Origin of the sequence: Serratia sp. CY82433 (assembly GCF_052166535.1) — a bacterium.
In the GTDB taxonomy this organism is placed as follows: Bacteria; Pseudomonadota; Gammaproteobacteria; order Enterobacterales; family Enterobacteriaceae; genus Serratia; species Serratia sarumanii.
In genome coordinates this window covers 277,339-301,136 of the sequence record NZ_JBJNOR010000002.1, presented here as the reverse complement: position 1 = coordinate 301,136, position 23,798 = coordinate 277,339, and the positions used below count along the sequence as shown (strand labels likewise).

Genomic DNA, 23,798 nt, shown 5'->3' with positions numbered 1-23,798 from the left:
GAGGGGATTACAGGCCGAACTGGCGCGCCAGTTCGTCGAGCGCTTCGCGCTGGAAGCGGTTGAAGGCGTCGCGCGGCTGCTGTTGCTGGATGAACGCCAGCAACGGATCCTGCACTTCAGTGCGCACGCCGCTCAGCTGTTCCATTACCGCCAGCCCGCAGAACGGCACGTAGGATTCGGCGTAGCCGCCTTCGTGCACCATCACCAGCTTGCCGCCGCACAGCCGGTCGGCGGCGTCCTGCACCAGCGCGGTCATGGCGCGGAAGCTGTCGCTGTGCAGCTGCATGCGCGCCAGCGGATCGAGGGCGTTGGCGTCGTAACCGCAGGCGACGATGATCAGCTCCGGCTCGAATTTTTCCAGTGCCGGGATGATGATGCGCCGCATGGCGTGCAGGTAGCCGTCGTCGCCGGCGCCGGCCAGCATCGGCACGTTAACGTTGCAGCCCGCCCCGGTGCCTTCGCCGCGATCCCGTTCGCCGGAATAGCCCGCCGGGAAGCAGCCGTCCTGATGCAGCGACAGCGTCAGCACGTCGCCGCGCTGCCAATAGATGTGCTGGGTGCCGTTGCCGTGGTGCACGTCCCAGTCGAGCACCGCTACCTTGCCGAGGCCATGGCGGGCCTTGGCGCGCTCGATGGCGATCGGAATATTGGCCAGGAAGCAGAAACCCATCGATTGATCCGGCAGGCAGTGGTGGCCCGGCGGGCGCGACAGCGCATAGGCGTTATCCAGCTCGCCCTGCAGCACCGCCTCCACCGCCGCGCAGGCCAGCCCGGCGGAGAGTTTGGCGATCTCATAGCTGCCCGGCCCCAGCGGCGCTTCCTCTCCCAGCAGGCCGCCGCCGCTGTCGCTCACCTGTTTGAAACGCTGCAGGTAGTGGGCGGGGTGAATGCGCAGCAGGTCTTCTTCCGTCGCCGGTTCGGCGCTCAGCAGGGTGAGCTGGCGCGACAGGCCGGACACGTCCATCAGGTTCTTCATGCGCCGTTTGGTTTCCGGCGACTCGGCGTGGCCGGCGCCCGAGGGCGGTTGTACCCAGCCGCCGACCGGCAGGGTGGTGGCGTGCAGGCCGGTGCTGTGCCAGAAACAGCGTTCATCAAACAAGAAACCGGTTGTTCTTTTCACCTTTCTCCTCCTGTTATACGGCGCGGTGCGCGCGGTGAAGCCAGCGAAATCAACAGCAGCGACAGCAGCGCGCAGCCCAGCGCGCCGAACAGCAAGGCGTTGAAACCGCCGGAAGATTCGATCAGAGAGCCGGCCAGCGTCGGGCCGATGGCCATGCCGCCGCCGATCACCAGGTTGATGCCGTTCATCAGCTTGCCGTCGTTATCCAACCCGGCGACGCGCGCCAGAATGAACGGCAGCACGAAGGTCCAGGTGAATTTGAACAGCAGGGCCGCCAGGGCGAAGCGCAGCAGCAGGGGCTGGCTCGTCAGCAGCGCCACGCTGGCCAGCAGCAGGGCGTACCCCAGCACGATCGGGCGTCCGCCGCCGAAGCGCGCGCCGATCAGCGCCGCGGCCCCCGCGCCGACGATGCCGAGCAAGGTGGCGACGGCCAGCACCTGGCCGCTGTGGGCCGGCGACAGCCCGGCGCCGGCAGCGATGCCGCCGATAAAGGTCCAGACCGCGCTCAGGCTGATGTAAAAGGTCAGCACCGCCAGCACGGCGCACAGCTTGCGCGCCAGCGAGGCGGCGGGGCCGCTGCGGGCGGCGCGGGCAGCGGTGAAACCGTTGGGGAACGCCGGGATGAGCGGCAGGCAGCACAGCATGATGGCCGCCAGAATCAGGTAGACCGCCATCAGGCCGAAGTGCGCGAACAGCGGCGGCAGCACCAGCAGCCCGACCGCGCCCAGCACCAGCTGGCCGAGCACCCAGAAGGCATAGACCCGGCTGGGATTGGCGGTGCCGGCGGCGCAGGTGATGCACAGGATCATCAGGGTGCCGCCCGCCAGCGAGGCGATAAAGCGCAGCGGCAGCAGCAGGGTAAAATCCTGCGCCAGCGCCGAAGCCAGGTTGCCGGCGATAAACACCAGCGCCGACAGCGTAGCGACCCGCCGCCAGTTGATGCGCCCGATCCACCACCACGCCGGCAGCGTGGCCAGGCTCATGGCGCCGAGTTCGGTGGAGAACAGGTGGCCGATCTGCGCCGGGCCGAGCTGCCACTGCGCGGCGAGCTGGGCGGCCACGGCGGGGGCGGTCATCAGAATGCCCGGCGCGATGGCGGCGAAGACGATAATGGCGGTCAGCAGCCGCGGCGGGCAGGGGAGCGCCGCGCCGACGGCGGGCGCGGAAACCGAATCACTGGACATAAACCTTATTCCCCAAGCGTTAAGTGACGATGAAATATCCCGCCCGGCCCGATTGCGGGCAGGGGGAGGCCGCGCCATAAATGGCGAATACGTTTTGGCGTTATTTTCCGGCCGTCGGCAGCGGCGGCCGTTATCGGGCGTTAACCGTGGGCGAGAAAGCCGCCGGCGACCAGCTCGGTGCGGTTCACCACGTCGGTTTTGGCGAAAATATTGCGCATATGGGTTTTCACCGTGGACAGCGAAATGCCCAGCTTCAGGGCGATGCGCTTATTGCTGGCGCCTTCGCGCACCAGGTTGACGATCTCTTGCTCTTTGGCGGTCAGCATCTGCGCCTCGCCGTCGGGCAGCAGATCGCGCGTCGCCAGCTCGATCAGCGGCAGCACCGCGCGCAGGCGGCCGCGCTCCACTTCGGTAAACGGCGTATCGCGGATCAGCGATACCCCGGCGACGATGCGCTTGCGCTGGCGGATGAAGATCTCCGTCATGTCGCGCATGTCGTTCGGCAGCATAAAGTCGTGGTAATAGCGGCGGTTGCCGGCGATCGCCGCCGGGCTCATGCCGACCATGGTGATGTCCTGGCGATGGAAATTGGCCGGTTGCAGCGGGTCTATCTGTTGGAAGTGGTTCAGATACTGCTGATGCGTTTTATCGGGCATGCCGTACAGGATGTAGTGATCCGGCCGCAGGTCGCGATCGACCAGATAAAACACCCCGGCGGACACCGGGATCAGGTGCGTAATGGTCGCCAAACAACTGTTGATAAAGGCATCGGATGCTGTGCTGTGCATGATTCGTGTTCCTCCCTTTATCGTTCAATCTGGAGAAGGTTGGCGGTCAATATATGAACGATACAAGCATAGTTGTAGCAATTTGGCAACACAATAAAAACATATTAACAACGTGAGGCCGATTGCAATAAAACACATAAATAACAAGATGACACTGCGTTAATCAGGGCTTTTCGGTTCGGATTTATCGCGATTTTCATTAATAGGTTAATGAAATAATTCACCGCTTTTCCCGCTGAATTTACAGCGCTTTTCAATGTTTGCCCGGACGAAGCCCTCGCCGCCCTGCGCGTGCTACAGCCGATGCCGTCGCCGTCGTCCCTCGTTCTTAAGAACGATAGCCAGGCTTTTCCGCCGCTTCCTACACTGCGAATTGAAGATAGCGCCAGGCGGCGCCAAACGTATAAGACGAAAAAATGATGACCTTTCTCGGGCTGAGGCGTCGGGTTGTTCAGTCCGCATGACCATACGGGGAACAAACGATGCAGAAAAAAACGTTGGCGGTGGCGTTGAGCGGCGCCTTATCGGGTCTGGCACAGGGGGCGGACGCCGATCGCCCCAATGTGCTGATCATTCTGGTAGACGACATGGGCTACTCCGACATCAGCCCGTTCGGCGGTGAGATACCGACGCCCAACCTGCAGGCGTTGGCCGAACGGGGCGTGCGCATGAGCCAGTACTACACCTCGCCGATGTCGGCGCCGGCGCGGTCGATGCTGATGACCGGCAATACCAATCAGCAGGCCGGCATGGGCGGCATGTGGTGGTATGAGAGCACCGCCGCGCAGCCGGGCTATGAAATGCGCCTGACCGACCGCGTGATCACGCTGCCGGAGCGTTTTCGCGACGCGGGTTACGCCACCATGATGGCGGGCAAATGGCATCTGGGCTATGTCGACGGCGCCAAACCGACCGATCGCGGCTTCGAGCGCGCCTTCGCCTTTATGGGCGGCGGCACCAGCCATTTCGACGATGCGAAACCGCTGGGCACCGTGGAGGCGTTCCACACCTTCTACACTCTGAACGGCAAACGCGTGTCGTTGCCCAAAGATTTCTATTCCAGCAAGGCCTATGCCGATCAGCTGGAACAGTGGATCCGCGATACGCCGCAAAATAAGCCCGTCTTCGCCTATCTGGCCTTCACCGCGCCGCACGATCCATTGCAGGCGCCGGATGACTGGATCGCCAAATTCGACGGCAAATACGACGCCGGTTACCAGCAGGCCTATCAGCAGCGCATTCAGCGCCTGAAAGCGCTGGGGCTGATTTCCGAGCGCACGCCGATGCCGACGTTGGCGCTGGATAAGGCCTGGAACGCGCTGACGCCCGAGCAGCAAAAATATGAAGCCAAGACCATGCAGGTGTACGCGGCGATGATCGCTTACATGGACGATCAGGTCGGCGCGGTGCTGAACACCCTGAAGCAGACCGGCCGCGACCAAAATACGGTGATCGTGTTCGCCACCGACAACGGCGCCAACCCCGCCAGCGGCTTCTACTACGGCTCGAAGCCGGAGTATTGGCGGCAGTTCGACAACAGCTACGCCAACCTCGGCCGCAAGGGCTCGTTCATCTCCTACGGGCCGCACTGGGCCAACGTCAGCAACGCGCCGTACGCCAATTACCACAAAACCACCAGCGCGCAGGGCGGCATCAATACCGATTTCATCATCTCCGCGCCGCGGCTGAAGGGGCGCGGCGGCATCGACCGCACGCCGATGGCGGTGTATGACATCGCCCCGACGCTGTATGACTATGCCGGCATCGACGCCAACAAACCGCTGAAGGCCAAACCGACGCTGCCGATGGTCGGCGTCAGCTTCAAACGCTATTTCAGCGGCGAGGCCGACGGCGTGCCGCGCGCGACCTACGGCGTGGAGCTGCATAACCAGGCCGCCTATGTGGACGGCGTCTGGAAGCTGCGGCGGTTGGTGAAGGCCGGGCCGACGGCGCAGATGGCGCCGTGGGGGCTGTTCAACCTGCATGACGATCCGCTGGAAACGCGCGATCTGGCCGCCGCCAACCCGGATCGAGTCAAACGGCTGAGCGAGGCGTATCGCCGCTTTGCGCAGCAGGGCATGGTCATTGAAGCCAAAGGCGCAGCGATCGACTACCTCGGCGTCGACGCCAGCACCGGCGACTACATCGGCCTGGATCCGTTGACCCACAAACCGTTGCCGCAGGCGGCGCCATGAACCTGGCCCAGCTGCGCGTGCAGCAGATCCCGGTAGAGAGCGAACCGCGCGCGGCGGCGCCTTTTCATCTGTTGGTGAAGCCGATCGGCGCCGGCTGCAACCTGGGCTGCCGCTACTGCTACTATCCGCAGCGCCAGCAGGAGCGGACGCGCAAGATGGACGACGACCTGCTGGCGGAATTTATCCGCGGCTACATTGCCGCCCAGCCGCGTTACAGCCGCGAGATCAACTTCGTCTGGCAGGGTGGTGAGCCGCTGCTGGCGGGGATCGGTTTTTACAAGCGGGCGCTGGCGTTGCAACGCCGCTACGCGCCGCCGGGCGTGCGGATCAGCAACAGCCTGCAGACCAACGGTACCCTGCTGAACGACGCCTGGTGCCGGCTGTTCCGGCAGCATCACTTTATCCTCGGCGTCAGCCTGGACGGCGATCGCGAGGTGCAGGACGCCCACCGGCCGGACAAGCGCGGCGGTGCCAGCTATGACGCCGCGCTGCGCGGCATTGCGCTGTTGCAGCGCCATCAGATCGATTTCAACCTGCTGATGGTGGTGCACGACGGCGTCGCGGATCGCGCCGAGGCGATCTACGATCATGCGGTGGCGATCGGGGCGCGCTATCTGCAGTTCCAGCCGCTGATGCTGGAAGGGGATGCGCCCACCGCCGGCTATGGGCTGAGCGCCGCCAACTGGGGGCGCTTCATGCTGGCGGTATACCGCCGCTGGCGCAGCCGCGGGCACGTCGGCCAGGTCTTCGTAATGAACATCGAGCAGGTCTACGCGCAGTATTTCACCCACGTCAGCCCCAGCTGCGTACACGCCGAACGCTGCGGCGGCAATCTGGTGATGGAGCCGGACGGGCGGCTTTACGCCTGCGATCATCTGATCAACGCGCAGCACCTGCTCGGCCATGCCGATCGCCACACGCCGCTCGCCACCCTGGCGGCAAGGGCGGCGGAGATGCCGTTCGGTAAAAACAAGAGCCTGCGCCGCGAGTGCCAACGCTGCAGCGTGAAAAGCGTCTGCCAGGGCGGCTGCCCGGCGCATGTGGGCGAAGATCGTTACAACCGGCTGTGCGCCGGCTATTACGCCTTCTTTTCCGCGCTGCTGGCGCCGCTGCGCGCCTACCCGCGCAGCCCGCAGGGAGCGATGCAGTGGCGCGCCGCCGTGAGCGCGGCCGCAGGTTGAAACCGTCTCGTCCTTAAGGACGATAGTCAGCATTTTCCTTTCCTCTCTATAGTGAGATGACCGCCGCTGGCGGTGAAAAACCTGCAAGCACCTGCATGCATCAGGCCAAAACTATAAGAGGAAATAACCATGAACCTGTCGTCGCGGTTGCACGCCCACCTGGCTCGAGGCAAGGTCGGCTTTCCCACCACCCTGGCCAGTTCGGTTGGGGTGATCATGGCCAGCCCGGTGATCCTGACGGTCACCAGCGGCTTCGGCATCGGCGGCGACACCTTCGCGCTGGCGATGCTGATCGCCTTCATCATGATGCAGGCGCAGCTCACCACCTTCTCCGAAGCGGCGGCGCTGCTGCCGACCTCCGGTTCGGTTTACGACTACATCTCCAGCGGCATGGGGCGCTTTTTCGCCATCACCGGCGCGCTGTCGGCCTACCTGATCGTGCACATCTTCGCCGGCACCGCCGAGACCATTCTCTCCGGCATCATGGCGCTGGTGAACTTCGAGCACCTCAACACCCTGATGGAAAGCCACAACGCCTCCTGGATGGTCGGCGTCGGGCTGGTCATCGTGTTCGGCCTGCTCAACGCGTTCGGCATCGAGGCCTTCGGCAAGGCGGAGATCGTGCTGACCTTTGCCATGTGGAGCACGCTGGTGATTTTCGGCATCGTCGGGCTGCTGTCGCCGCATGCGGTGCCGCTCGAGGGCTGGTTCGGCAGCACGCTGAGCCTGAACGATCCCTTCGCGGTATTCAGCCTGATCGGCATGGCGATGTTCATGTTCGTCGGCTGTGAGCTGGTGACGCCGATGGCACCGGAGATCAAACGCTGCGATCGGGTGATCCCGCGCGCGATGGCGCTGGGGCTGTGCGGCGTGGCGGTGTGCATGGCGCTGTATGGCGCGGCGCTCAGCCACCAGGTGGAAAACGTGGTGATCGACGCCGCCAGCGGCGCGCGCCTGCTGGAAACGCCGATGGCCATCCCGGCGTTCGCCGGCCAGGTAATGGGCCAGTTCGGCAAATACTGGCTCGGCGTCGGCCTGCTGTTGGCGGGCGCGGCGACCATCAACACGCTGATGGCGGCGGTGCCGCGCATTCTGTACGGCATGGCGCTGGACGGCGCGCTGCCGCGCATATTCGCCTATCTGCACCCGCGTTTTAAGACGCCGGTGGTCGGCATTCTGGTGGCGGTGTTGATCCCCTGCGTACACGCCTTCGCCATTCAGGGCAACCTCGACAGGATCATTCCGCTGGTGCTGGCGGCGGTGTGCGCCTGGGGCGTGGCCTACCTGCTGGTGACCTGCTCGGTGGTGATCCTGCGCGTACGCCGCCCCGATCTGCCGCGCGCCTATAAATCGCCGTGGTTCCCGCTGCCGCAGATCGTTTCCAGCGTCGGCATCGTGTTGGCCATCGTTTACATCACGCCGCCGGGAATGAACCCGAGCGACATCTACATTCCCTTCGGCTGGATGATCGGCCTGACCGCCGCCTATGCGCTGTTCTGGACGCTGTGCGTGCAGAAAGTGAATCCGTTCAAGCCGGTGCCGGTCGAGCAGGTGCTGGAGAACGCGTTCGCCAAAGGTGAAAACGAGGAGGCGCAGTTTGATCGGCTTACTTCCCTCATTTAATCGCGCCTGGCGGCGAGCGCCGTCGGGCTATCGGCCGGGCGCCGCGCTGGATCGTCTGGCGCGCAACCTGGAACCCTACGCGTGCGAACGCCTGGCACCGGGCCTGCTGCGGCTGACGCTGCCGCAGGGGCCGCAGATCGAGATCGACGAACAGGTGCAGGGGCTGTTTATGGCGCATATCGTCAGCCACCGCTTTCGGTTGCAGGGCGCGTGCGCGGCGCAGCCCCCGATGACGCTGGACGTGGTGACCGGCGGCTGGCTGCGGCGGCGCGGGGTGCGTTATCTGCTGCGCCAGCGCCACGCGGCCGCGCAGCGGGTGCTGGACGGCCTGCAGCGCTACCCGCAGATCGGCGAGACGCTGGCGCAGCTGGATTTTCGCCGCGTGCGGCTGACGGTGAAAGACGGGCGCTGGCAGGTGGATATCGAGCATTTTGCCGCGTCGGAGGTGGTCAGCCGTTTGCCGGCCGGCCGCCGCTATTTGCGGCTGGATGCCGAACAGCGGCGGCTGCTGTTGAGCAGCCTGCTGATGATCGGCCAACTGATGGAGAAGCTGAATCATGAATAGAGTGGTTGTGATTACCGGCGGCGGCACCGGCGTCGGCGCCGCCTGCGCCCGTCTGCTGGCGGCGCAGGGCGATCGGGTGTTCATCATCGGCCGCCGCCCGGAACCGCTGGCGGCGCTGGCGCAAGAGATCGGCGCGCAGGCGCTGGTGGGCGACGCCGCCAGCGGCGAGAGCTGGAACCACGCGCTGCTACCGGCCATTCTGCGCGACGCCGGGCGCATCGACTGCCTGATCGGCAGCGCCGGCGGCATGGGCTTCAAGCGCATCACCGAGATGACCGACGCGCAGTGGCAAGGGGCGATGGACAGCAACCTCAACAGCGCCTTCGCCAGCGCGCGCGCCTGCCTGCCGGAGCTGATTAAAAGCGGCGGCAACCTGCTGTTCGTGGCCTCGATCGCCTCGCTGGCCGCCGGGCCGGAGGTCTGCGGCTACGTCACCGCCAAGCACGCGCTGATCGGGCTGATGCGCTCCATCGCCCGCGACTATGGCCCGCTGGGCGTGCGCGCCAACGCGGTGTGCCCGGGCTGGGTGACCACGCCGATGGCGGACGAAGAGATGCAACTGCTGATGGACGCCCATCAGATATCGCTGGAGCAGGCTTACCAGATGGTCTGCCGCGACGTGCCGCTGCGCCGCCCGGCCAGCGCCGAGGAGATCGCCCGCGTCTGCCGTTTCCTGTGTTCCAGCGAAGCTTCAATCATTACCGGCGCGGCGCTGGTGGCCGACGGCGGCTCCACCATCGTTGACGTGCCGACCCTGGCTTTCACTTCCCTGTAAGGAGCATTTCCATGAGTTCAGAAGCGGTATTCATTCAGGTTGGCGCGCTGGCGGAAGGCTTTGCGCCGCACAGCAATACGCTGGAACGGCAGCACGGGCTGGCGGGCAGCACGCTGACGCTGCGCTTTAGCGACGGCGCGACGCAGCGCTGCCGGTTTACCGACGAGCAGACGCTGGAGTGGGGCGAACGGCGCGGCGTCGCCTATCGTGCCACCAGCATTCGCCCCGGCGTGCTGTTCATCGATTTTCTCGATCCCGCCCGCGCCAACGCCAGCATTACGCTGGTATGCGACCGCAATCAGGGCAACTTCACTGCGGTATACGGCCAGCTGCCGGACGAAGCGCAGGCGCGGCTCGATGCCTTCAGCCGGGTGGAACAGGGGCTGCCGCTGACCGCGGTCGAGGCCGAGTTCCGCTTCGGCACGCTGGATGACGCCGACGTGGCGCCGCCGGGCTTTACCGATGAGCTGATCGGCATGCGCAACATGTACACCTACAGCCCGACCGAGCGGTACGAGCACATCTACCTGAACGATAACTTCTACGCCTGGCAGTGTCTGGACGGGGTGGAGAAAGGGCTGGCGGACGTCGATCGCTGCCACTACGTGAAGGTGGCGGAGCAGCTTTATCTGTTCGTCTGGCGCGAGAAGATCATCCCGACGCTGGGCGTGGTGATGATCGATCTGCAGGGCATGCGCACCGACGGCAAGATCCTCGGTTATCAGGGCAGCGATTTCAGCGCGCTGAGCAACTTTGCGGTCGGTGCCCATGCGCAGGTGCTGAACACCACGCGCCACCCGCGAGGATAGGGCGATGAGCGCAACCTATGCGGCCGACGCCTTCGCGGGGCAGGCGGTGCTGGTGACCGGCGGCGCGCAGGGCATTGGGCTGGCGATCGTCAGCGCCTTTGCCCGGCTGGGCGCCGAGGTGACGATCGCGGACGTGCAGCTGCCGCAGGCGCAGGCGGCGGCGCAGGCGCTGCGGGACGAAGGGCTGAGCGTGCAGGCGCTGGCCTGCGATCTGGCCGAACCGGGGCAGATCGCCGAGCTGGTGGCGATGGTGGGCGAGCGGCATCAACGGCTGGACGTGGTGATCCACAACGCCGCTTACTTTCCGCTGACGCCGTTCGCCGCCATCGACGCGGCCCTGCTGCAACGCACGCTGAGCGTCAATCTGATGGCGCCGTTCTTTCTGGCGCAGGCGGCGCTGCCGTGGATGCGCCGCCGGGGCGGCGGCTGCCTTCTGGTGACTTCGTCGGTGACCGGCCCGCGGGTGGCCTACCCGGGGCTGGCGCACTACGCTGCCTCCAAGGCCGGGGTGAACGGGTTTATTCGCGCGGCGGCGCTGGAGCTGGCGGCGGAGAAAATTCGCGTCAACGGCGTGGAGCCGGGGATGATCCGCACGCCGGCGATGGTCAACCTGGGCGGCGCACAGGTGAATCAGGCGATCGCCGCCTCGGTGCCGCTCGGGCGGCTGGGGGAACCGGAAGACATCGCCGCGGCGATGGTGTTTCTCGCCTCGCCGGCGGCGGCCTACATCACCGGCCAGACGCTGGTGGTGGACGGCGGCGCGCTGTTGCCGGAAACGAATTCTCTGCTTACTTGACGCTGCAGCGTTGTTTGCTGCAACGCCAATTAATTTGAGAATTCCGGTTGGTTAAATCACTTCTTAGTGGGATGCGCGGTGACGTTGGCGGGCAGGCTGTCGCCCAGGGTGATCAGCTCGTCCAGCAGCGTCATCAGCTGGTCCATTTTCTGCCGCGAGAAAGCGGCTTCAATCTCGGCGTAGCCCTGTTCCACCTGGTGGCGCGCCACTTCATACAGATCCTGGCCCTGCTGGGTCAGCGACACGTACAGCTTGCGCTGATCGTTGACCGGCTTGAGGCGGAAGATCAGCTTGTCACGCTCCATGCGTGACAGAATGCCGGTCAGGCTGGGGCGCAGGATGCAGGTTTCCGCCGCCAGCTCGTGGAATTCGATCGAGCGGCTGTTGGCCAGCACGCGGATGATGCGCCACTGCTGTTCGGTCAAATTGTGGCTTTTCAGGATCGGGCGGAAGAACCCCATGGCGGTTTCACGCGCCTGCAGCAGGGCGATGGTTAACGATTCATGCATAAGTTTGGCCTTAGCTATCAAGGTGTTCGTTGTTACGGCGCTCGTTATGGGGGCGCCCGCCCCGCAAAGCCCGATTTTGTTAATAACTTAATAGTAGCCAAAGTTACCCGTAGGGATAAAGCAAAAATGCGTGCCGCAGCGAAAAATGGCGAGAAAAATGATTAATACGTTGAATAATCACGCTAATGTTCGTTATTTGTGAATATTTTGTTATCACGATCACAAATCACTCCAAGCGCGTTGCGTAAAAGCTGCACAGCGTATAAAAGTAATCATTAATATATTAATGAATGCCGGTTGTCATGTTTTGCCATTGGAGGAGTTCGCATGAAAGGCACCGTATTTTCCGTTGCGCTGAACCACCGCAGCCAACTGGACGCCTGGGATCAGGCGTTTCACCAGCCGCCGTATCAGACCCCGCCCAAAACCCCGGTCTGGTTTATCAAACCGCGCAACACCCACCTCGCCAACGGCGGGGCGATCCCGTTTCCGGCCGGTGAAACCGTGCAGAGCGGCGGCACGCTGGCGGTGATCATCGGCGATACCGCGCGCAAGGTGCCGGTGGCGCAGGTGGGCCGTTATCTGGCCGGCTACGCGTTGGCCAACGACGTCAGCCTACCGGAGAGCAGCTTCTACCGCCCGGCGATCAAGGCTAAATGCCGCGACGGGTTCTGCCCGTTGGGGGAGATCGGCCAGCTGGCGAATGCCGATCGGCTGGAGATCGTCACCGAGATCAACGGCGTGGAGCAGGATCGTTGGTCCACCGCCGATCTGGTGCGCTCGGTGCCTGAGCTGATCGCCGCCATCAGCGACTTTATCACCCTGCAGCCGGGCGATGCGGTGCTGATCGGCACCCCGCACCAGCGGGTGGAGATCAAACCGGGGGATGAGGTGACGGTGCGCGCCGCCGGCCTGCCCACGCTGACCAACCGCGTCACCCAGGCAGGAGCCGCATCATGAAACATGCCCGTATTCGCCATCATGGCCAGGTCTTCAACGTGCAGGTGGACGAGCAGCTGCGCGTCACGCTGCCGAACGGCGAGGTGCTGCAGGAGCGCGAAGTGGAATGGCTGCCGCCGGCGCAGGGCACGGTGTTCGCCCTGGGGCTGAACTATGCCGACCACGCCAGCGAGCTGGAATTCAAGGCGCCGGAAGAGCCGCTGGTGTTCCTCAAGGCACCGAACACCCTGACCGGTCACCGCCAGGTGTCGGTGCGCCCGGCCGGCGTGGAGTATATGCATTACGAAGCCGAGCTGGTGGCGGTGATCGGCAAGACCGCGCGCAACGTCAGCCGCGAGCACGCCATGGAGTATGTGGCGGGCTACACCCTGTGCAACGACTACGCCATCCGCGATTACCTGGAGAATTACTACCGGCCGAATCTGCGGGTGAAGAGCCGCGACACCCTGACGCCGATCGGGCCTTACATCGTCGATCGTGACGACGTCGCCGATCCGCACCGGCTGGCGCTCAGCACTTACGTCAACGGCGAGCTGCGCCAGCGCGGCAGCACCGCCGACATGATTTTCGACATTCCGTTCCTGGTCGCCTACCTGAGCGAATTCATGACGCTGCAGCCGGGCGACATGATCGCCACCGGCACGCCGAAAGGGCTGGCCGACGTGCAGCCGGGCGACGAAGTGGTGGTGGAGATCGAGGGCATCGGCCGTCTGGTTAACCACATTATCAGTGAAAAAGATTACGAGGAGAGCCTGCGATGAAAACCATCAACCACTGGATCAACGGCAAGAACGTCGCCAGCAAAGAGTATTTCACCACCACCAACCCGGCGAACGGCGAGGTGCTGGCGGAAGTGGCCTCCGGCGGCCAGCTGGAGATAGATCAGGCGGTGGCGGCGGCGAAAGAGGCGTTCCCCAAGTGGGCCAACACGCCGATGAAAGAGCGCGCGCGCCTGATGCGCCGCCTGGGCGAGCTGATCGACCAGAACGTGCCGCAGATCGCCGAACTGGAAACCGCCGACACCGGCCTGCCGATCCACCAGACCAAAAACGTGCTGATCCCGCGGGCTTCGCACAACTTCGAGTTCTTCGCCGAGGTGTGCCAGCAGATGAACGGCAAGACCTACCCGGTGGACGACAAGATGCTCAACTACACGCTGGTGCAGCCGGTGGGGGTATGCGCGCTGGTGTCGCCGTGGAACGTGCCGTTCATGACCGCCACCTGGAAAACCGCGCCTTGCCTGGCGCTGGGCAACACCGCGGTGCTGAAGATGTCCGAACTGTCGCCGCTGACCGCCGATCGCCTGGGCGAGCTGGCGCTGGAGGCCGGCATTCCGGCCGGGGTGCTGAACGTGGTGCAGGGCTACGGCGCCACCGCCGGCGACGCATTGGTGCGCCATAAAGACGTGCGCGCGGTCTCCTTCACCGGCGGCACCGCCACCGGCCGCCGCATCATCGAAAGCGCCGGGCTGAAGAAATTCTCCATGGAACTGGGCGGCAAGTCGCCGGTGCTGATCTTTGAAGACGCCGACATCGAGCGGGCGCTCGACGCCGCGCTGTTCACCATCTTCTCGATCAACGGCGAGCGTTGCACCGCCGGTTCGCGCATCTTCATTCAGGAGAGCATCTACCCGGAATTCGTCAAACGCTTCGCCGAGCGCGCCAACCGTCTGCGCGTGGGCGATCCGCAAGATCCCAACACCCAGGTGGGGGCGCTGATCAGCCCGCAGCACTGGGAAAAAGTCTCCGGCTATATCCGCCTCGGGGTGGAAGAAGGGGCGACCCTGTTGGCCGGCGGCCCGGACAAACCGGCCGGTTTGAGCCACGGCAACTTCCTGCGCCCGACGGTACTGGCGGATGTCGACAACCGGATGCGCGTGGCGCAGGAAGAGATCTTCGGGCCGGTGGCCTGCCTGCTGCCGTTCAAGTCGGAAGAAGACGGCCTGCGCATGGCCAACGACGTGGAATACGGCCTGGCGTCGTACATCTGGACGCAGGATGTGAGCAAGGTTCTGCGCCTGGCCCGCGGCATCGAAGCGGGCATGGTTTTCGTCAACACCCAAAACGTACGCGATCTGCGCCAACCGTTCGGCGGCGTGAAAGCCTCCGGCACCGGCCGCGAAGGCGGCGAATACAGCTTCGAAGTGTTCGCCGAAATGAAGAACGTGTGCATTTCCATGGGCGACCACCCGATCCCGAAATGGGGCGTCTAAGCCTCGGGCCACAATAATAACGAAAGAGATGAGAACAATGACGACAAAACTTACCACTAATGCTGTCCCTGCTCCCGACGTCGTGCGCTGTGCCTACATGGAAATTCAGGTCACGAACCTTAAAGCCGCACGCGAATTTTACGTCGATATCCTCGGCCTGGTCGTGACCGCCGAGGATGACAAAACCCTCTACCTGCGTTCGATGGAGGAGTTCATTCACCATAACCTGGTGCTGCGCGAAGGCCCGGTCGCCGCCGTGGCGGCGTTTGCTTTCCGCGTACGCACGCCGGAAGACGTCGATCGCGCCGAAGCGTATTTCAAGGCGCTTGGCTGCCGTACCGAGCGGCGGGTGAACGGGTTCGCCAAAGGCATCGGCGATGCGGTGCGGGTAGAGGATCCGCTCGGTTTCCCGTATGAGTTTTTCTACGACGTGCAGCACGTCGAGCGCCTGGCCTGGCGCTACGATCTGTATACGCCGGGCGCGCTGGTGCGCCTCGACCACTTTAACCAAATCACCCCTGACGTGCCGCGCGCCGTGGAATACATCCAGGGGCTGGGCTTCCGCGTAACGGAAGACATCCGCGATGAAGACGGCGTGGTTTACGCTGCCTGGATGCGCCGCAAGGCGACGGTGCACGATACCGCGATGACCGGCGGCGCCGGGCCGCGCATGCACCACATCGCCTTCGCCACCCATGAAAAGCACAATATTTTGGCCATCTGCGACAAGCTCGGCGCGCTGCGCAAGTCCGATTTGATCGAACGCGGCCCCGGCCGTCACGGCGTCTCTAACGCGTTCTACCTCTACCTGCGCGATCCCGATGGCCACCGCGTGGAAATCTACACGCAGGATTACTACACCGGCGATCCGGACAACCCGACCGTGACCTGGGACGTGCATGACAACCAGCGCCGCGACTGGTGGGGCAATCCAGTGGTGCCGAGCTGGTATACCGAAGGATCGCTGGTGCTGGATCTCGATGGGCAGCCACAGCCGGTCATCGAGCGCAGTGCGCCCAGCGAAATGGCCGTCACCATCGGCGCAGACGGTTTTTCCTATACCCGTGAGGGCGATACGGAAAAAGGTTTCAAGCTTGGCAATACGCTGTAAATGCCGCTGCGCGGGCCGCGCCCGCGCATATTTGCCGTCTGGAGAACGCTATGCCCCATTTTTACGCTGAATGTACCGACAACATCCGCCGCGAGGCGGATTTGCCCACCCTGTTCGCCAAGGTCAACGAGGCGCTGGCGGCGACCGGCATCTTTCCGCTGGCCGGCGTGCGCAGCCGCGCCATCTGGCTCGACACCTGGCAGATGGCCGACGGCAAGCAGGACTACGCCTTCGTGCACATGACGCTGAAGATCGGCCACGGCCGCAGTCTGGAAAGCCGGCAGCAGGTGGGCGAGATGCTGTTTGCGCTGATCAAGGAACACTTCGCCGCGCTGATGGCGCAGCGTTACCTGGCGCTCTCTTTCACCATGGAAGAGCTGGATCCGGTGCTGAATTACAAACAGAACAATGTCCACGCGCTGTTCAACAAGGCGTGAATAAGGGGTCGTAAATGCTGGATAAAGAGCAGGTTAACCGCGCCGTACAGCGCCTGCATCAGGCGGAAAAGAGTCGTGAACAGATCCGCGCGCTGTCGCTCGATCATCCCGAGATCACCATCGAAGACGCCTATGCCATTCAACGGCAGTGGGTGGAGCTGAAGATCGCCGAGGGGCGCACGCTCAAAGGCCACAAGATCGGTCTGACCTCGCGCGCCATGCAGGTGAGCTCGCAGATCACCGAGCCGGACTACGGCGCGCTGCTGGACGACATGTTCTTCAACGACGGCAGCGACATTCCGATCGATCGCTTTATCGTGCCGCGGGTGGAGGTGGAGCTGGCGTTCGTGCTGGCCAAGCCGCTGCGCGGGCCGAACTGCACGCTGTTCGACGTCTACAACGCCACCGACTACGTCATTCCCGCGCTGGAGATCATCGACGCGCGCAGCCACAACGTCGATCCCGAGACTCAACGGCCGCGCAAGGTGTTCGACACCATCTCCGACAACGCCGCCAACGCCGGGGTGGTGATGGGCGGGCGGCCGATCAAGCCGGATGCGCTGGATCTGCGCTGGATCTCCGCGCTGCTGTACCGCAACGGCGTGATTGAAGAATCCGGCGTGGCGGCGGCGGTGCTCAACCACCCGGCCAACGGCGTGGCCTGGCTGGCCAACAAGCTTGCGCCGTATGAGGTGGAGCTGGAAGCGGGGCAGGTGATCCTCGGCGGCTCCTTCACCCGGCCGGTGCCGGCGCGGCGCGGTGATACCTTCCACGTCGACTACGGCCCGATGGGCTGCATCAGCTGCCGCTTCGTCTAAAAAGCAGGCTCGGCGAACCGGGCCGACTAAACCGGGCGGGGGCCATGCGCTACGCCCGCTTGTCAGGGAGAATGCGATGTTAACCAACCACTTCAAGCGTGCGCTGCAGGAAAAACGCCCGCAGATCGGGCTGTGGCTCGGGCTGTGCAGCAGCTACAGCGCCGAGCTGCTGGCCGGCGCCGGTTTCGACTGGCTGCTGATCGACGGCGAACATGCGCCCAACAACGTGCAAACGGTGCTGGGGCAGCTGCAGGCGGTCGCGCCTTACCCGAGCCGGCCGGTGGTGCGGCCGCCGTGGAACGACGCGGTGATCATCAAGCAACTGCTGGACGTCGGCGCGCAAACCTTGCTTATCCCGATGATCCAAAACGCCGAACAGGCGCGCGATGCGGTGCGCGCCACGCGCTATCCGCCGCACGGCGTGCGCGGCGTCGGCAGCGCCCTGGCGCGCGCTTCGCGCTGGAACCGGGTGCCCGATTACCTGCAGCAGGCCGACGAGCAGATGTGCGTGCTGGTGCAGATTGAAACCCGCGAAGCGGTGAAAAACCTCGACGCCATTTTGCAGGTGGAAGGGGTGGACGGCGTGTTTATCGGCCCGGCGGATCTCAGCGCCGATATGGGCTTCGCCGGCAATCCGCAGCACCCGGAAGTGCAGCGCACCATCGACGACGCGATTGCGCGCATCCGCGCCGCCGGCAAGGCGCCCGGCATTTTGATGGCCAACAAGGCACTGGCGCAGCGCTATCTGGAAGCCGGCGCGCTGTTCGTCGCGGTGGGGGTGGACACCACCCTGCTGGCGCGGGCGGCGGAAGCCCTGGCTGACGAGTTCAAACAGGGCGGGGTGCAAGCGCCTTCATCGGGAGTTTACTGAACCATGAACCACGTCGATTCGCTGCCGCCGGCCAACCCGGCGCAGCAACATAAAGCGTTAACCGCCGCCGAGCAATCGGTGATTAAAAAGTTGTTTCGGCGCCTGATCATTTTCCTGTTCGTGTTGTTTGTTTTCTCTTTCCTCGACCGTATCAACATCGGCTTCGCCGGGCTGACGATGGGCAAAGATCTCGGCCTCAGCTCGACCATGTTCGGGCTGGCGGCGACGTTGTTCTATGTCACCTACGTGATCTTCGGCATTCCGAGCAACATGATGCTGAGCCGGGTCGGCGCGCGGCGCTGGATCGCCACCATCATGGTGCTGTGGGGCATCGCCTCCACCTGCACCATGTTCGCCACCGGGCCGACCAGCCTGTACGTGCTGCGCATGATCGTCGGCATCACCGAGGCCGGTTTCCTGCCGGGCATTCTGGTGTACCTCACCTACTGGTTCCCGGCGTTCTACCGCGCCCGCGCCAACGCCTTGTTCATGATCGCCATGCCGGTGACCATGGCGATCGGCTCGCTGGTCTCCGGCTATATCCTGGCGCTGGATGGGGTGATGAACCTGAAGGGCTGGCAGTGGCTGTTTCTGCTGGAAGGCATTCCGTCGGTGCTGCTGGGCGTGGTGGTGTGGTTTTACCTCGACGATACGCCGGCCAAGGCCAAGTGGCTGACCGACGAGGAAAAATCCAGCCTGCAGGCGATGATGGAGGCCGACAAGCTGCAGCTGGTGCAGCCCAACGGGCCGAGCAGCCACCGCGCGCTGCAGCAACGCAGCCTGTGGCGCGAGATTTTCACGCCGATCGTGCTGATGTACACGCTGGCCTATTTCTGCCTGACCAACACCCTGAGCGCGATCAACATCTGGACGCCGCAGATCCTGCAAAGCTTCAACCAGGGCAGCAGCAACGTGACGATCGGCATTCTGGCGGCGATCCCGCAGATCTGCACCATCGCCGGCATGGTGTGGTGGAGCAAACGATCCGACAGGCTGCAGGAGCGCAAGCATCACACCGCGCTGCCATACCTGTTCGCCGCCGCCGGCTGGCTGCTGGCGTCCGCCACCGATCACAGCCTGATCCAGCTGCTGGGGATCGTGATGGCCTCGGTCGGCTCCTTTACCGCCATGGCGATCTTCTGGACCACGCCGGATCAGTCGATCAGCCTGGAAGCGCGCGCGGTGGGGATCGCGGTGATCAACGCCACCGGCAATATCGGATCGGCGCTCAGCCCGCTGTTGATCGGCTGGTTCAAGGATCTGACCGGCAGCTTCAACTCCGGGCTGTATTTCGTCTCGGCGCTGCTGATCGTCGGCGCCGTGCTGGTGTGGCGCATCCCGATGAAGGATTCGCGCCCGAGGGCGACGCCTTGATGCGCAAGTGGGCATGATTGCAGGAGGTCATGAGGTGCGGAAAAGTACCGGCTTTATCGCCAACATCGATATTTGCAAAGAGTATGACGCGCGTTACGCCGCCGACGAGGTGCACTACGAAACCTTCGCCGGGCTGGCGGCATTCTTCGGCCGCGACATGCAGGTGCACTGGCACGACTGCTTCTTTCAGGTGCATTTCCTGGAAACCGGCAAGATAGAGCTGCAGCTCGACGATCAGCACTATTCGGTGCAGGCGCCGCTGTTCATCCTTACGCCGCCGTCGGTGCCGCATGCGTTCTTCACCGAACCGGACAGCGACGGCCACGTGCTGACGGTGCGCCAGGAGCTGATTTGGCCGCTGCTGGAGCGCCTGTATCCCGGCAGCAACCTGGCGTTGGACATGCCGGGCATCTGCCTGTCGCTGGCCGATGCGCCGCAGGAGCTGACGGCGCTCAGCCACTACTGGACGCTGATCCGCCGCGAGTTCGGCCAGAACCTGGCCGGGCGCGAACAGACGCTGGCGCTGCTGGCGCAGGCGGTGTTCACGCTGCTGCTGCGCAACACCGCGCTGGAAGACAACGCCAACAGCGGCGTGCGCGGCGAACTGCAGCTGTTTCAGCGGTTCAACAAGATGGTGGACGAGCGTTTTCGCGAGCACCTGCCGGTGCCGGAGTATGCGCAGGCGCTGGGAGTGACCGAATCGCGGCTCAACGACCTGTGCCGGCGCTTCGCCAACCGGCCGCCCAAGCGGTTGATCTTCGATCGGCTGCTGCGCGAGGCCAAACGCATGCTGCTGTTCAGCGCCTGCACGGTGCATGAAACCGCCTACAGCCTCGGCTTCAAGGATCCGGCCTATTTCGCCCGTTTTTTCAATCGGCTGGAAGGCTGTTCCCCCTCGACCTACCGCGCGGCGCAACACGCCCTTTCGTAACCGCGATCACAGTTTGCCGCGAAAGCGGCAAACTGACCTGAAAAGTACCGGCGATTGCCGCAAAAGTCTCTTCTCGAAACCGGCTTTGGCAGCTTCAATTAAGCAACCAAAAGAAAACATTATTTTAACAAATGGCCGGATCCACGGCCTGAAAAATGCCGATGACGAGGAAGACCCGATGAAACCAGAAGACTTTCGTGCCGACAGCAAACGCCCGTTTACCGGCGCCGAATACCTGAAAAGTTTGCAGGACAGCCGCGAAATCTACATTTACGGCGAGCGTGTGAAAGACGTCACCACCCACCCGGCGTTCCGCAACGCGGCGGCGTCTGTCGGCCAGCTGTATGACGCGCTGCACGATCCGGCCAGCCAGGATCGCCTGTGCTGGAATACCGACACCGGCAACGGCGGCTATACCCATAAATTCTTCCGCTATGCCCGCAGCCCGGAAGAGATGCGTCAGCAGCGCGACGCCATCGCCGACTGGTCGCGCCAAAGCTACGGCTGGATGGGGCGCACGCCGGACTACAAGGCGGCCTTCGGCTGCGCGCTGGGCGCTTATCCGGAGTTCTACGGCCAGTTCGCCGACAACGCGCGCCACTGGTACAAACGCATTCAGGAAACCGGGCTCTATTTCAACCACGCCATCGTCAACCCGCCGATCGACCGCCACAAGCCGGTCAACGAGGTGAAGGACGTTTACATTCAGGTGGAGAAAGAGACCGACGCCGGTATCGTGGTCAGCGGCGCCAAAGTGGTGGCCACCAACTCGGCGTTGACCCACTACAACTTCATCGGCTTCGGTTCGGCGCAGGTGATGGGCGATAACCCGGACTTCGCGCTGATGTTTGTGGCGCCGATGGACGCCGAAGGGGTGAAGCTGATTTCGCGCGCTTCTTACGAGCTGGTGGCCGGCGCCACCGGATCGCCGTTCGACTACCCGCTCACCAGCCGCTTCGACGAGAACGACGCGATCCTGATTATGGATCATGTGCTGATCCCGTGGGAAAACGTGCTGATCTACCGCGATTTCGACCGCTGCCGGCGCTGGAGCACCCAGGGCGGTTTCGCCCGGCTGTTCCCGCTGCAGGCCTGCGTGCGCCTGGCGGTGAAGATGGACTTCATCACCGCGCTGCTGCAAAAGAGCCTCTCGTGCACCGGCGTGCTGGAGTTCCGCGGCGTGCAGGCCGATCTGGGCGAAGTGGTGGCCTGGCGCAACCTGTTCTGGTCGCTGAGCGACGCGATGTGCGCCGAAGCCACAAAATGGGAAAACGGCGCCTACCTGCCGGATTCCGCCGCGCTGCAAACCTACCGCGTGATGGCGCCGATGGCCTACACCAAGGTGAAACACATCATCGAGAAGAACGTCACCAGCGGCCTGATCTACCTGCCGTCCAGCGTGCGCGACATGAACAACCCGGAGATCGACAAGTACCTGGCGCGCTACGTGCGCGGATCGGACGGTATGGATCACGTCGAACGCATCAAGATCCTCAAGCTGATGTGGGATGCGATCGGCAGCGAATTCGGCGGCCGTCACGAGCTGTATGAGATCAACTACGCCGGCAGCCAGGATGAGATCCGCCTGCAGTGCCTGCGCCACGCGCAGGGATCCGGCAACATGGATCGCATGATGCAGATGGTCGACAAGTGCCTGGCCGATTACGATCAGCACGGCTGGAAGGTGCCGCACCTGCGGAACAATGACGATATTAATCAGTTGGATAATCTGCTGAAGTAATTCAGGAGGAGGTTGTATGTCTCAGGAAAATGAACAGCGCCTGCGCTTTCGCGACGCCATGGCCAGCCTGTCGGCGGCGGTGAATATCGTCACCACCGACGGCCCGGCGGGGCGCTGCGGCATCACCGCCACGGCGGTGTGCTCGGTAACCGATACGCCGCCGACGCTGCTGGTGTGCATCAACCGCAACAGCGCGATGAACCCGGTGTTTCAGGAAAACCGCAGGCTGTGCGTCAACGTACTCAACCACGAGCAGGAGCTGATGGCGCGCCACTTCGCCGGCATGACCGGCGTCAGCATGGAAGATCGTTTCCGGCTGAAAGAGTGGCAACTCGGTGCGCTGGGGCAGCCGGTGCTGCGCAATACCCTGGCCAGCCTGGAAGGGGAGATCGAGCAGATCCAGAGCATCGGCACCCACCAGATGTACCTGGTGCAGATCAAACAGATCGCGCTGAGCGAAGCCGGCAACGGGCTGATCTACTTCAAGCGCAATTTCCATTCGGTGATCCACCCGATGGCGGTGCCGGCCTGAGGCGTTGGGGCGCAGCAGGCTGCGCTCCGCGTTTCAACTCTTGTTAGCCGCCAGATCGCTCACCAGGCGGTTGACCGGATCGCTCATGTTGGTGAACTTGCTCAGCTCAGAGCGGGTCACCACCACGAACACCCCGACGTTTTTCGCCGGGATCATCGCCATGTAGGTAATGAACCCGCCGCCGCCGCCGGTCTTCTGAATGATGCCCGGCAGCCCGTCCTTCGGCGCCATATACACCCAGCCCAACCCCAGCGCATCCGCTTGCCCCGGCACGTCCATGCCCTTCAGCGACACCAGATCGTGGCGCTGGAAGTACATGGTTTGCTCGCTGGCGGCGGTGGCTTTGCGTGGGCCGCTGGCGCTGGAGGAGAGGAACTGCTGCATCCAGCGCTGCATGTCGCGCGGGGTGGAGTAGACGCCGCCGCTGCCGGCCGCGGCGGTGGTGTCGCGGCAGGCGCTCGGGCCGGCCGCCGCCACCATCAGGCGCGAGCACTGTTCGGGGCTCGGCGTCAGCGTGGTGTCGACCATGCCGAGCGGCGCGGTGATTTTCTCTTTCAGCAGCGCGTTGTAAGGCTTGCCCGCGGCGCGCGACAGCGCGTCGGCCAGCAGGTCATACGCCAGATTGGAGTAGGCGGCGCGTACGCCCGGCGGCACCGTGACGTTGGCATGCGCCAGCCACTGCCAGCGCTGGGCCTTGGTCGGCCAGGTGAACACCGGCGTTTTCGGCGGCTTTTTGCCCGGCTGCTCGCGCGGCAGCGAGCTGGTGTGCGTCGCCAGGTTCAGCAGGGTGATCGGCTGCCCGGCGTTGTAAGCCGGCACATAGGCGCCTTTGGGGGCGTACTTGCGCAGCGGGTCGGTCAGTTTGACCTGGCCTGCCGCCGCCATTTTCACCATCACTTCGCTGGTCATCAGCTTGGTGATCGAAGCGATGCGGATCAGCGAATCCGGGCGCGGGCGCAGGTTGTTGCCGGGTTTGGTATCGCCAAAGCTGCGGTTAACCACCTGATTGCCGTCGATCACCACCAGCGCCATGCCGGTGGCGCCGCTGTTGTAGAAAATATGTTCGGCATACTGGTCGACGATTTGCGAAGCCAGCTGCGGGGGGGCGGCCAGCGCGGCCAGCGGCGCGGCGCACAGGCCCAGCGCCAGCAATAAAGCGGAGACAGAGTTCTTCAACGGTCGTTATCCATTTAACAATGCAGCGGGGAAAGGGCTTATTCGTCGCCCAGTGTAATGCGCTCAGGCCCCGGCTGCATGTAGAAAAAA

Annotated in this window: 23 protein-coding genes; 18 read left to right on the top strand and 5 right to left on the bottom strand. The window is 63.9% G+C overall.

Annotation, left to right across the window (positions count from 1 at the left end; all coding sequences use genetic code 11):
• Positions 1-7: 7 nt before the first annotated feature.
• The 3 genes from ACJ8PI_RS14975 to ACJ8PI_RS14965 form a co-directional block, all read right to left on the bottom strand.
• Entirely contained in the window at positions 8-1,120 is a 1,113-nt protein-coding gene (locus ACJ8PI_RS14975) for a class II histone deacetylase (RefSeq protein ID WP_164134826.1), read from the bottom strand.
• Positions 1,117-2,304 carry an MFS transporter gene (locus ACJ8PI_RS14970; RefSeq protein ID WP_049194543.1) on the bottom strand — a complete coding sequence of 396 codons (1,188 nt, stop codon included), beginning with the start codon at positions 2,302-2,304 and terminating at the stop codon, positions 1,117-1,119. The genes ACJ8PI_RS14975 and ACJ8PI_RS14970 overlap by 4 nt, the downstream gene beginning before the upstream one ends.
• Before the next feature lie 140 nt (positions 2,305-2,444).
• On the bottom strand, positions 2,445-3,092 hold the full coding sequence (locus ACJ8PI_RS14965) for a helix-turn-helix transcriptional regulator (protein ID WP_033636963.1): 648 nt from the start codon (positions 3,090-3,092) through the stop codon (positions 2,445-2,447).
• A 482-nt stretch (positions 3,093-3,574) separates the two neighbouring features.
• On the opposite strand from ACJ8PI_RS14965, the gene ACJ8PI_RS14960 reads away from it, so the two are divergent.
• From ACJ8PI_RS14960 to ACJ8PI_RS14930, 7 genes are all read left to right on the top strand, one after another.
• Positions 3,575-5,287, top strand: a complete 1,713-nt coding sequence (locus ACJ8PI_RS14960) for an arylsulfatase (protein ID WP_164134825.1) — start codon at positions 3,575-3,577, stop codon at positions 5,285-5,287.
• Complete coding sequence (locus tag ACJ8PI_RS14955) at positions 5,284-6,468, top strand: anaerobic sulfatase maturase (RefSeq protein WP_049212476.1); 1,185 nt, start codon at positions 5,284-5,286, stop codon at positions 6,466-6,468. Before ACJ8PI_RS14960 ends, ACJ8PI_RS14955 begins: the two co-directional genes overlap by 4 nt.
• Positions 6,469-6,597: 129 nt before the next feature.
• A complete protein-coding gene (locus ACJ8PI_RS14950) occupies positions 6,598-8,091 on the top strand; it encodes an APC family permease (protein ID WP_164134824.1) in 1,494 nt (497 codons plus the stop codon).
• Positions 8,066-8,656, top strand: coding sequence for a DUF3156 family protein (locus ACJ8PI_RS14945; protein ID WP_049194551.1), 591 nt, complete (start codon positions 8,066-8,068; stop codon positions 8,654-8,656). The genes ACJ8PI_RS14950 and ACJ8PI_RS14945 overlap by 26 nt, the downstream gene beginning before the upstream one ends.
• Positions 8,649-9,431 (top strand): SDR family NAD(P)-dependent oxidoreductase, encoded by a 783-nt coding sequence (locus ACJ8PI_RS14940; protein ID WP_033636968.1) that lies wholly within the window; start codon positions 8,649-8,651, stop codon positions 9,429-9,431. Before ACJ8PI_RS14945 ends, ACJ8PI_RS14940 begins: the two co-directional genes overlap by 8 nt.
• A gap of 11 nt (positions 9,432-9,442) precedes the next feature.
• Positions 9,443-10,240 (top strand): molybdenum cofactor biosynthesis F family protein, encoded by a 798-nt coding sequence (locus ACJ8PI_RS14935; protein ID WP_033636970.1) that lies wholly within the window; start codon positions 9,443-9,445, stop codon positions 10,238-10,240.
• A 4-nt stretch (positions 10,241-10,244) separates the two neighbouring features.
• Positions 10,245-11,036, top strand: coding sequence for an SDR family oxidoreductase (locus tag ACJ8PI_RS14930; protein ID WP_164134823.1), 792 nt, complete (start codon positions 10,245-10,247; stop codon positions 11,034-11,036).
• A 56-nt stretch (positions 11,037-11,092) separates the two neighbouring features.
• On the opposite strand, the gene hpaR is transcribed toward ACJ8PI_RS14930, so the two are convergent.
• Positions 11,093-11,545 (bottom strand): homoprotocatechuate degradation operon regulator HpaR, encoded by a 453-nt coding sequence (gene hpaR / locus ACJ8PI_RS14925; RefSeq protein WP_033648530.1) that lies wholly within the window; start codon positions 11,543-11,545, stop codon positions 11,093-11,095.
• A gap of 327 nt (positions 11,546-11,872) precedes the next feature.
• Between hpaR and ACJ8PI_RS14920 the strand changes: the two genes are divergently transcribed.
• The 11 genes from ACJ8PI_RS14920 (at position 11,873) to hpaC (ending at position 22,532) form a co-directional block, all read left to right on the top strand.
• Positions 11,873-12,505 (top strand): fumarylacetoacetate hydrolase family protein, encoded by a 633-nt coding sequence (locus ACJ8PI_RS14920; RefSeq protein WP_164134822.1) that lies wholly within the window; start codon positions 11,873-11,875, stop codon positions 12,503-12,505.
• A complete protein-coding gene (locus ACJ8PI_RS14915; protein ID WP_049272369.1) occupies positions 12,502-13,266 on the top strand; it encodes a fumarylacetoacetate hydrolase family protein in 765 nt (254 codons plus the stop codon). Before ACJ8PI_RS14920 ends, ACJ8PI_RS14915 begins: the two co-directional genes overlap by 4 nt.
• Positions 13,263-14,717: a 5-carboxymethyl-2-hydroxymuconate semialdehyde dehydrogenase gene (gene hpaE, locus ACJ8PI_RS14910; protein ID WP_033636981.1), complete on the top strand. Its 1,455-nt coding sequence runs from the start codon at positions 13,263-13,265 to the stop codon at positions 14,715-14,717. Before ACJ8PI_RS14915 ends, hpaE begins: the two co-directional genes overlap by 4 nt.
• Positions 14,718-14,754: 37 nt before the next feature.
• Entirely contained in the window at positions 14,755-15,828 is a 1,074-nt protein-coding gene (gene hpaD / locus ACJ8PI_RS14905) for a 3,4-dihydroxyphenylacetate 2,3-dioxygenase (RefSeq protein ID WP_004933173.1), read from the top strand.
• Between the two features lie 50 nt (positions 15,829-15,878).
• On the top strand, positions 15,879-16,265 hold the full coding sequence (locus ACJ8PI_RS14900; RefSeq protein WP_004933172.1) for a 5-carboxymethyl-2-hydroxymuconate Delta-isomerase: 387 nt from the start codon (positions 15,879-15,881) through the stop codon (positions 16,263-16,265).
• A 14-nt stretch (positions 16,266-16,279) separates the two neighbouring features.
• Positions 16,280-17,083, top strand: a complete 804-nt coding sequence (gene hpaH, locus ACJ8PI_RS14895) for a 2-oxo-hept-4-ene-1,7-dioate hydratase (RefSeq protein WP_004933170.1) — start codon at positions 16,280-16,282, stop codon at positions 17,081-17,083.
• Between the two features lie 76 nt (positions 17,084-17,159).
• Positions 17,160-17,954: a 4-hydroxy-2-oxoheptanedioate aldolase gene (gene hpaI / locus ACJ8PI_RS14890; protein WP_033636985.1), complete on the top strand. Its 795-nt coding sequence runs from the start codon at positions 17,160-17,162 to the stop codon at positions 17,952-17,954.
• Positions 17,955-17,957: 3 nt separating this feature from the next.
• Positions 17,958-19,328 (top strand): 4-hydroxyphenylacetate permease, encoded by a 1,371-nt coding sequence (hpaX, locus tag ACJ8PI_RS14885; RefSeq protein WP_033636986.1) that lies wholly within the window; start codon positions 17,958-17,960, stop codon positions 19,326-19,328.
• Between the two features lie 34 nt (positions 19,329-19,362).
• Positions 19,363-20,259 (top strand): 4-hydroxyphenylacetate catabolism regulatory protein HpaA, encoded by an 897-nt coding sequence (gene hpaA / locus ACJ8PI_RS14880; protein ID WP_164134821.1) that lies wholly within the window; start codon positions 19,363-19,365, stop codon positions 20,257-20,259.
• A gap of 178 nt (positions 20,260-20,437) precedes the next feature.
• The gene (hpaB, locus tag ACJ8PI_RS14875) at positions 20,438-22,000 is read left to right on the top strand and encodes a 4-hydroxyphenylacetate 3-monooxygenase, oxygenase component (RefSeq protein WP_047569441.1); all 1,563 of its coding nucleotides are present in this window, start codon (positions 20,438-20,440) and stop codon (positions 21,998-22,000) included.
• Between the two features lie 16 nt (positions 22,001-22,016).
• Positions 22,017-22,532 carry a 4-hydroxyphenylacetate 3-monooxygenase, reductase component gene (hpaC, locus tag ACJ8PI_RS14870; RefSeq protein WP_033648527.1) on the top strand — a complete coding sequence of 172 codons (516 nt, stop codon included), beginning with the start codon at positions 22,017-22,019 and terminating at the stop codon, positions 22,530-22,532.
• Between the two features lie 33 nt (positions 22,533-22,565).
• Here hpaC and ampH read toward each other — a convergent pair whose 3' ends face one another.
• Positions 22,566-23,708: a D-alanyl-D-alanine-carboxypeptidase/endopeptidase AmpH gene (gene ampH / locus ACJ8PI_RS14865; protein WP_060428689.1), complete on the bottom strand. Its 1,143-nt coding sequence runs from the start codon at positions 23,706-23,708 to the stop codon at positions 22,566-22,568.
• Positions 23,709-23,798 lie beyond the last annotated feature (90 nt).

Bases quoted from the DNA above. Each gene is read 5' to 3' on its own strand.
- hpaD (WP_004933173.1), top strand. From the start codon at position 14,755: ATGACGACAAAACTTACCACTAATGCTGTCCCTGCTCCCGACGTCGTG.
- hpaH (WP_004933170.1), top strand. From the start codon at position 16,280: ATGCTGGATAAAGAGCAGGTTAACCGCGCCGTACAGCGCCTGCATCAG.
- ACJ8PI_RS14915 (WP_049272369.1), top strand. From the start codon at position 12,502: ATGAAACATGCCCGTATTCGCCATCATGGCCAGGTCTTCAACGTGCAG.
- ACJ8PI_RS14955 (WP_049212476.1), top strand. From the start codon at position 5,284: ATGAACCTGGCCCAGCTGCGCGTGCAGCAGATCCCGGTAGAGAGCGAA.
- hpaX (WP_033636986.1), top strand. From the start codon at position 17,958: ATGAACCACGTCGATTCGCTGCCGCCGGCCAACCCGGCGCAGCAACAT.
- ACJ8PI_RS14965 (WP_033636963.1), bottom strand. From the start codon at position 3,092: ATGCACAGCACAGCATCCGATGCCTTTATCAACAGTTGTTTGGCGACC.
- hpaB (WP_047569441.1), top strand. From the start codon at position 20,438: ATGAAACCAGAAGACTTTCGTGCCGACAGCAAACGCCCGTTTACCGGC.
- ACJ8PI_RS14960 (WP_164134825.1), top strand. From the start codon at position 3,575: ATGCAGAAAAAAACGTTGGCGGTGGCGTTGAGCGGCGCCTTATCGGGT.
- ACJ8PI_RS14930 (WP_164134823.1), top strand. From the start codon at position 10,245: ATGAGCGCAACCTATGCGGCCGACGCCTTCGCGGGGCAGGCGGTGCTG.
- hpaC (WP_033648527.1), top strand. From the start codon at position 22,017: ATGTCTCAGGAAAATGAACAGCGCCTGCGCTTTCGCGACGCCATGGCC.
- ACJ8PI_RS14920 (WP_164134822.1), top strand. From the start codon at position 11,873: ATGAAAGGCACCGTATTTTCCGTTGCGCTGAACCACCGCAGCCAACTG.
- ACJ8PI_RS14940 (WP_033636968.1), top strand. From the start codon at position 8,649: ATGAATAGAGTGGTTGTGATTACCGGCGGCGGCACCGGCGTCGGCGCC.
- ACJ8PI_RS14970 (WP_049194543.1), bottom strand. From the start codon at position 2,304: ATGTCCAGTGATTCGGTTTCCGCGCCCGCCGTCGGCGCGGCGCTCCCC.
- hpaE (WP_033636981.1), top strand. From the start codon at position 13,263: ATGAAAACCATCAACCACTGGATCAACGGCAAGAACGTCGCCAGCAAA.
- ACJ8PI_RS14950 (WP_164134824.1), top strand. From the start codon at position 6,598: ATGAACCTGTCGTCGCGGTTGCACGCCCACCTGGCTCGAGGCAAGGTC.
- ACJ8PI_RS14900 (WP_004933172.1), top strand. From the start codon at position 15,879: ATGCCCCATTTTTACGCTGAATGTACCGACAACATCCGCCGCGAGGCG.
- ACJ8PI_RS14935 (WP_033636970.1), top strand. From the start codon at position 9,443: ATGAGTTCAGAAGCGGTATTCATTCAGGTTGGCGCGCTGGCGGAAGGC.
- hpaR (WP_033648530.1), bottom strand. From the start codon at position 11,545: ATGCATGAATCGTTAACCATCGCCCTGCTGCAGGCGCGTGAAACCGCC.
- hpaI (WP_033636985.1), top strand. From the start codon at position 17,160: ATGTTAACCAACCACTTCAAGCGTGCGCTGCAGGAAAAACGCCCGCAG.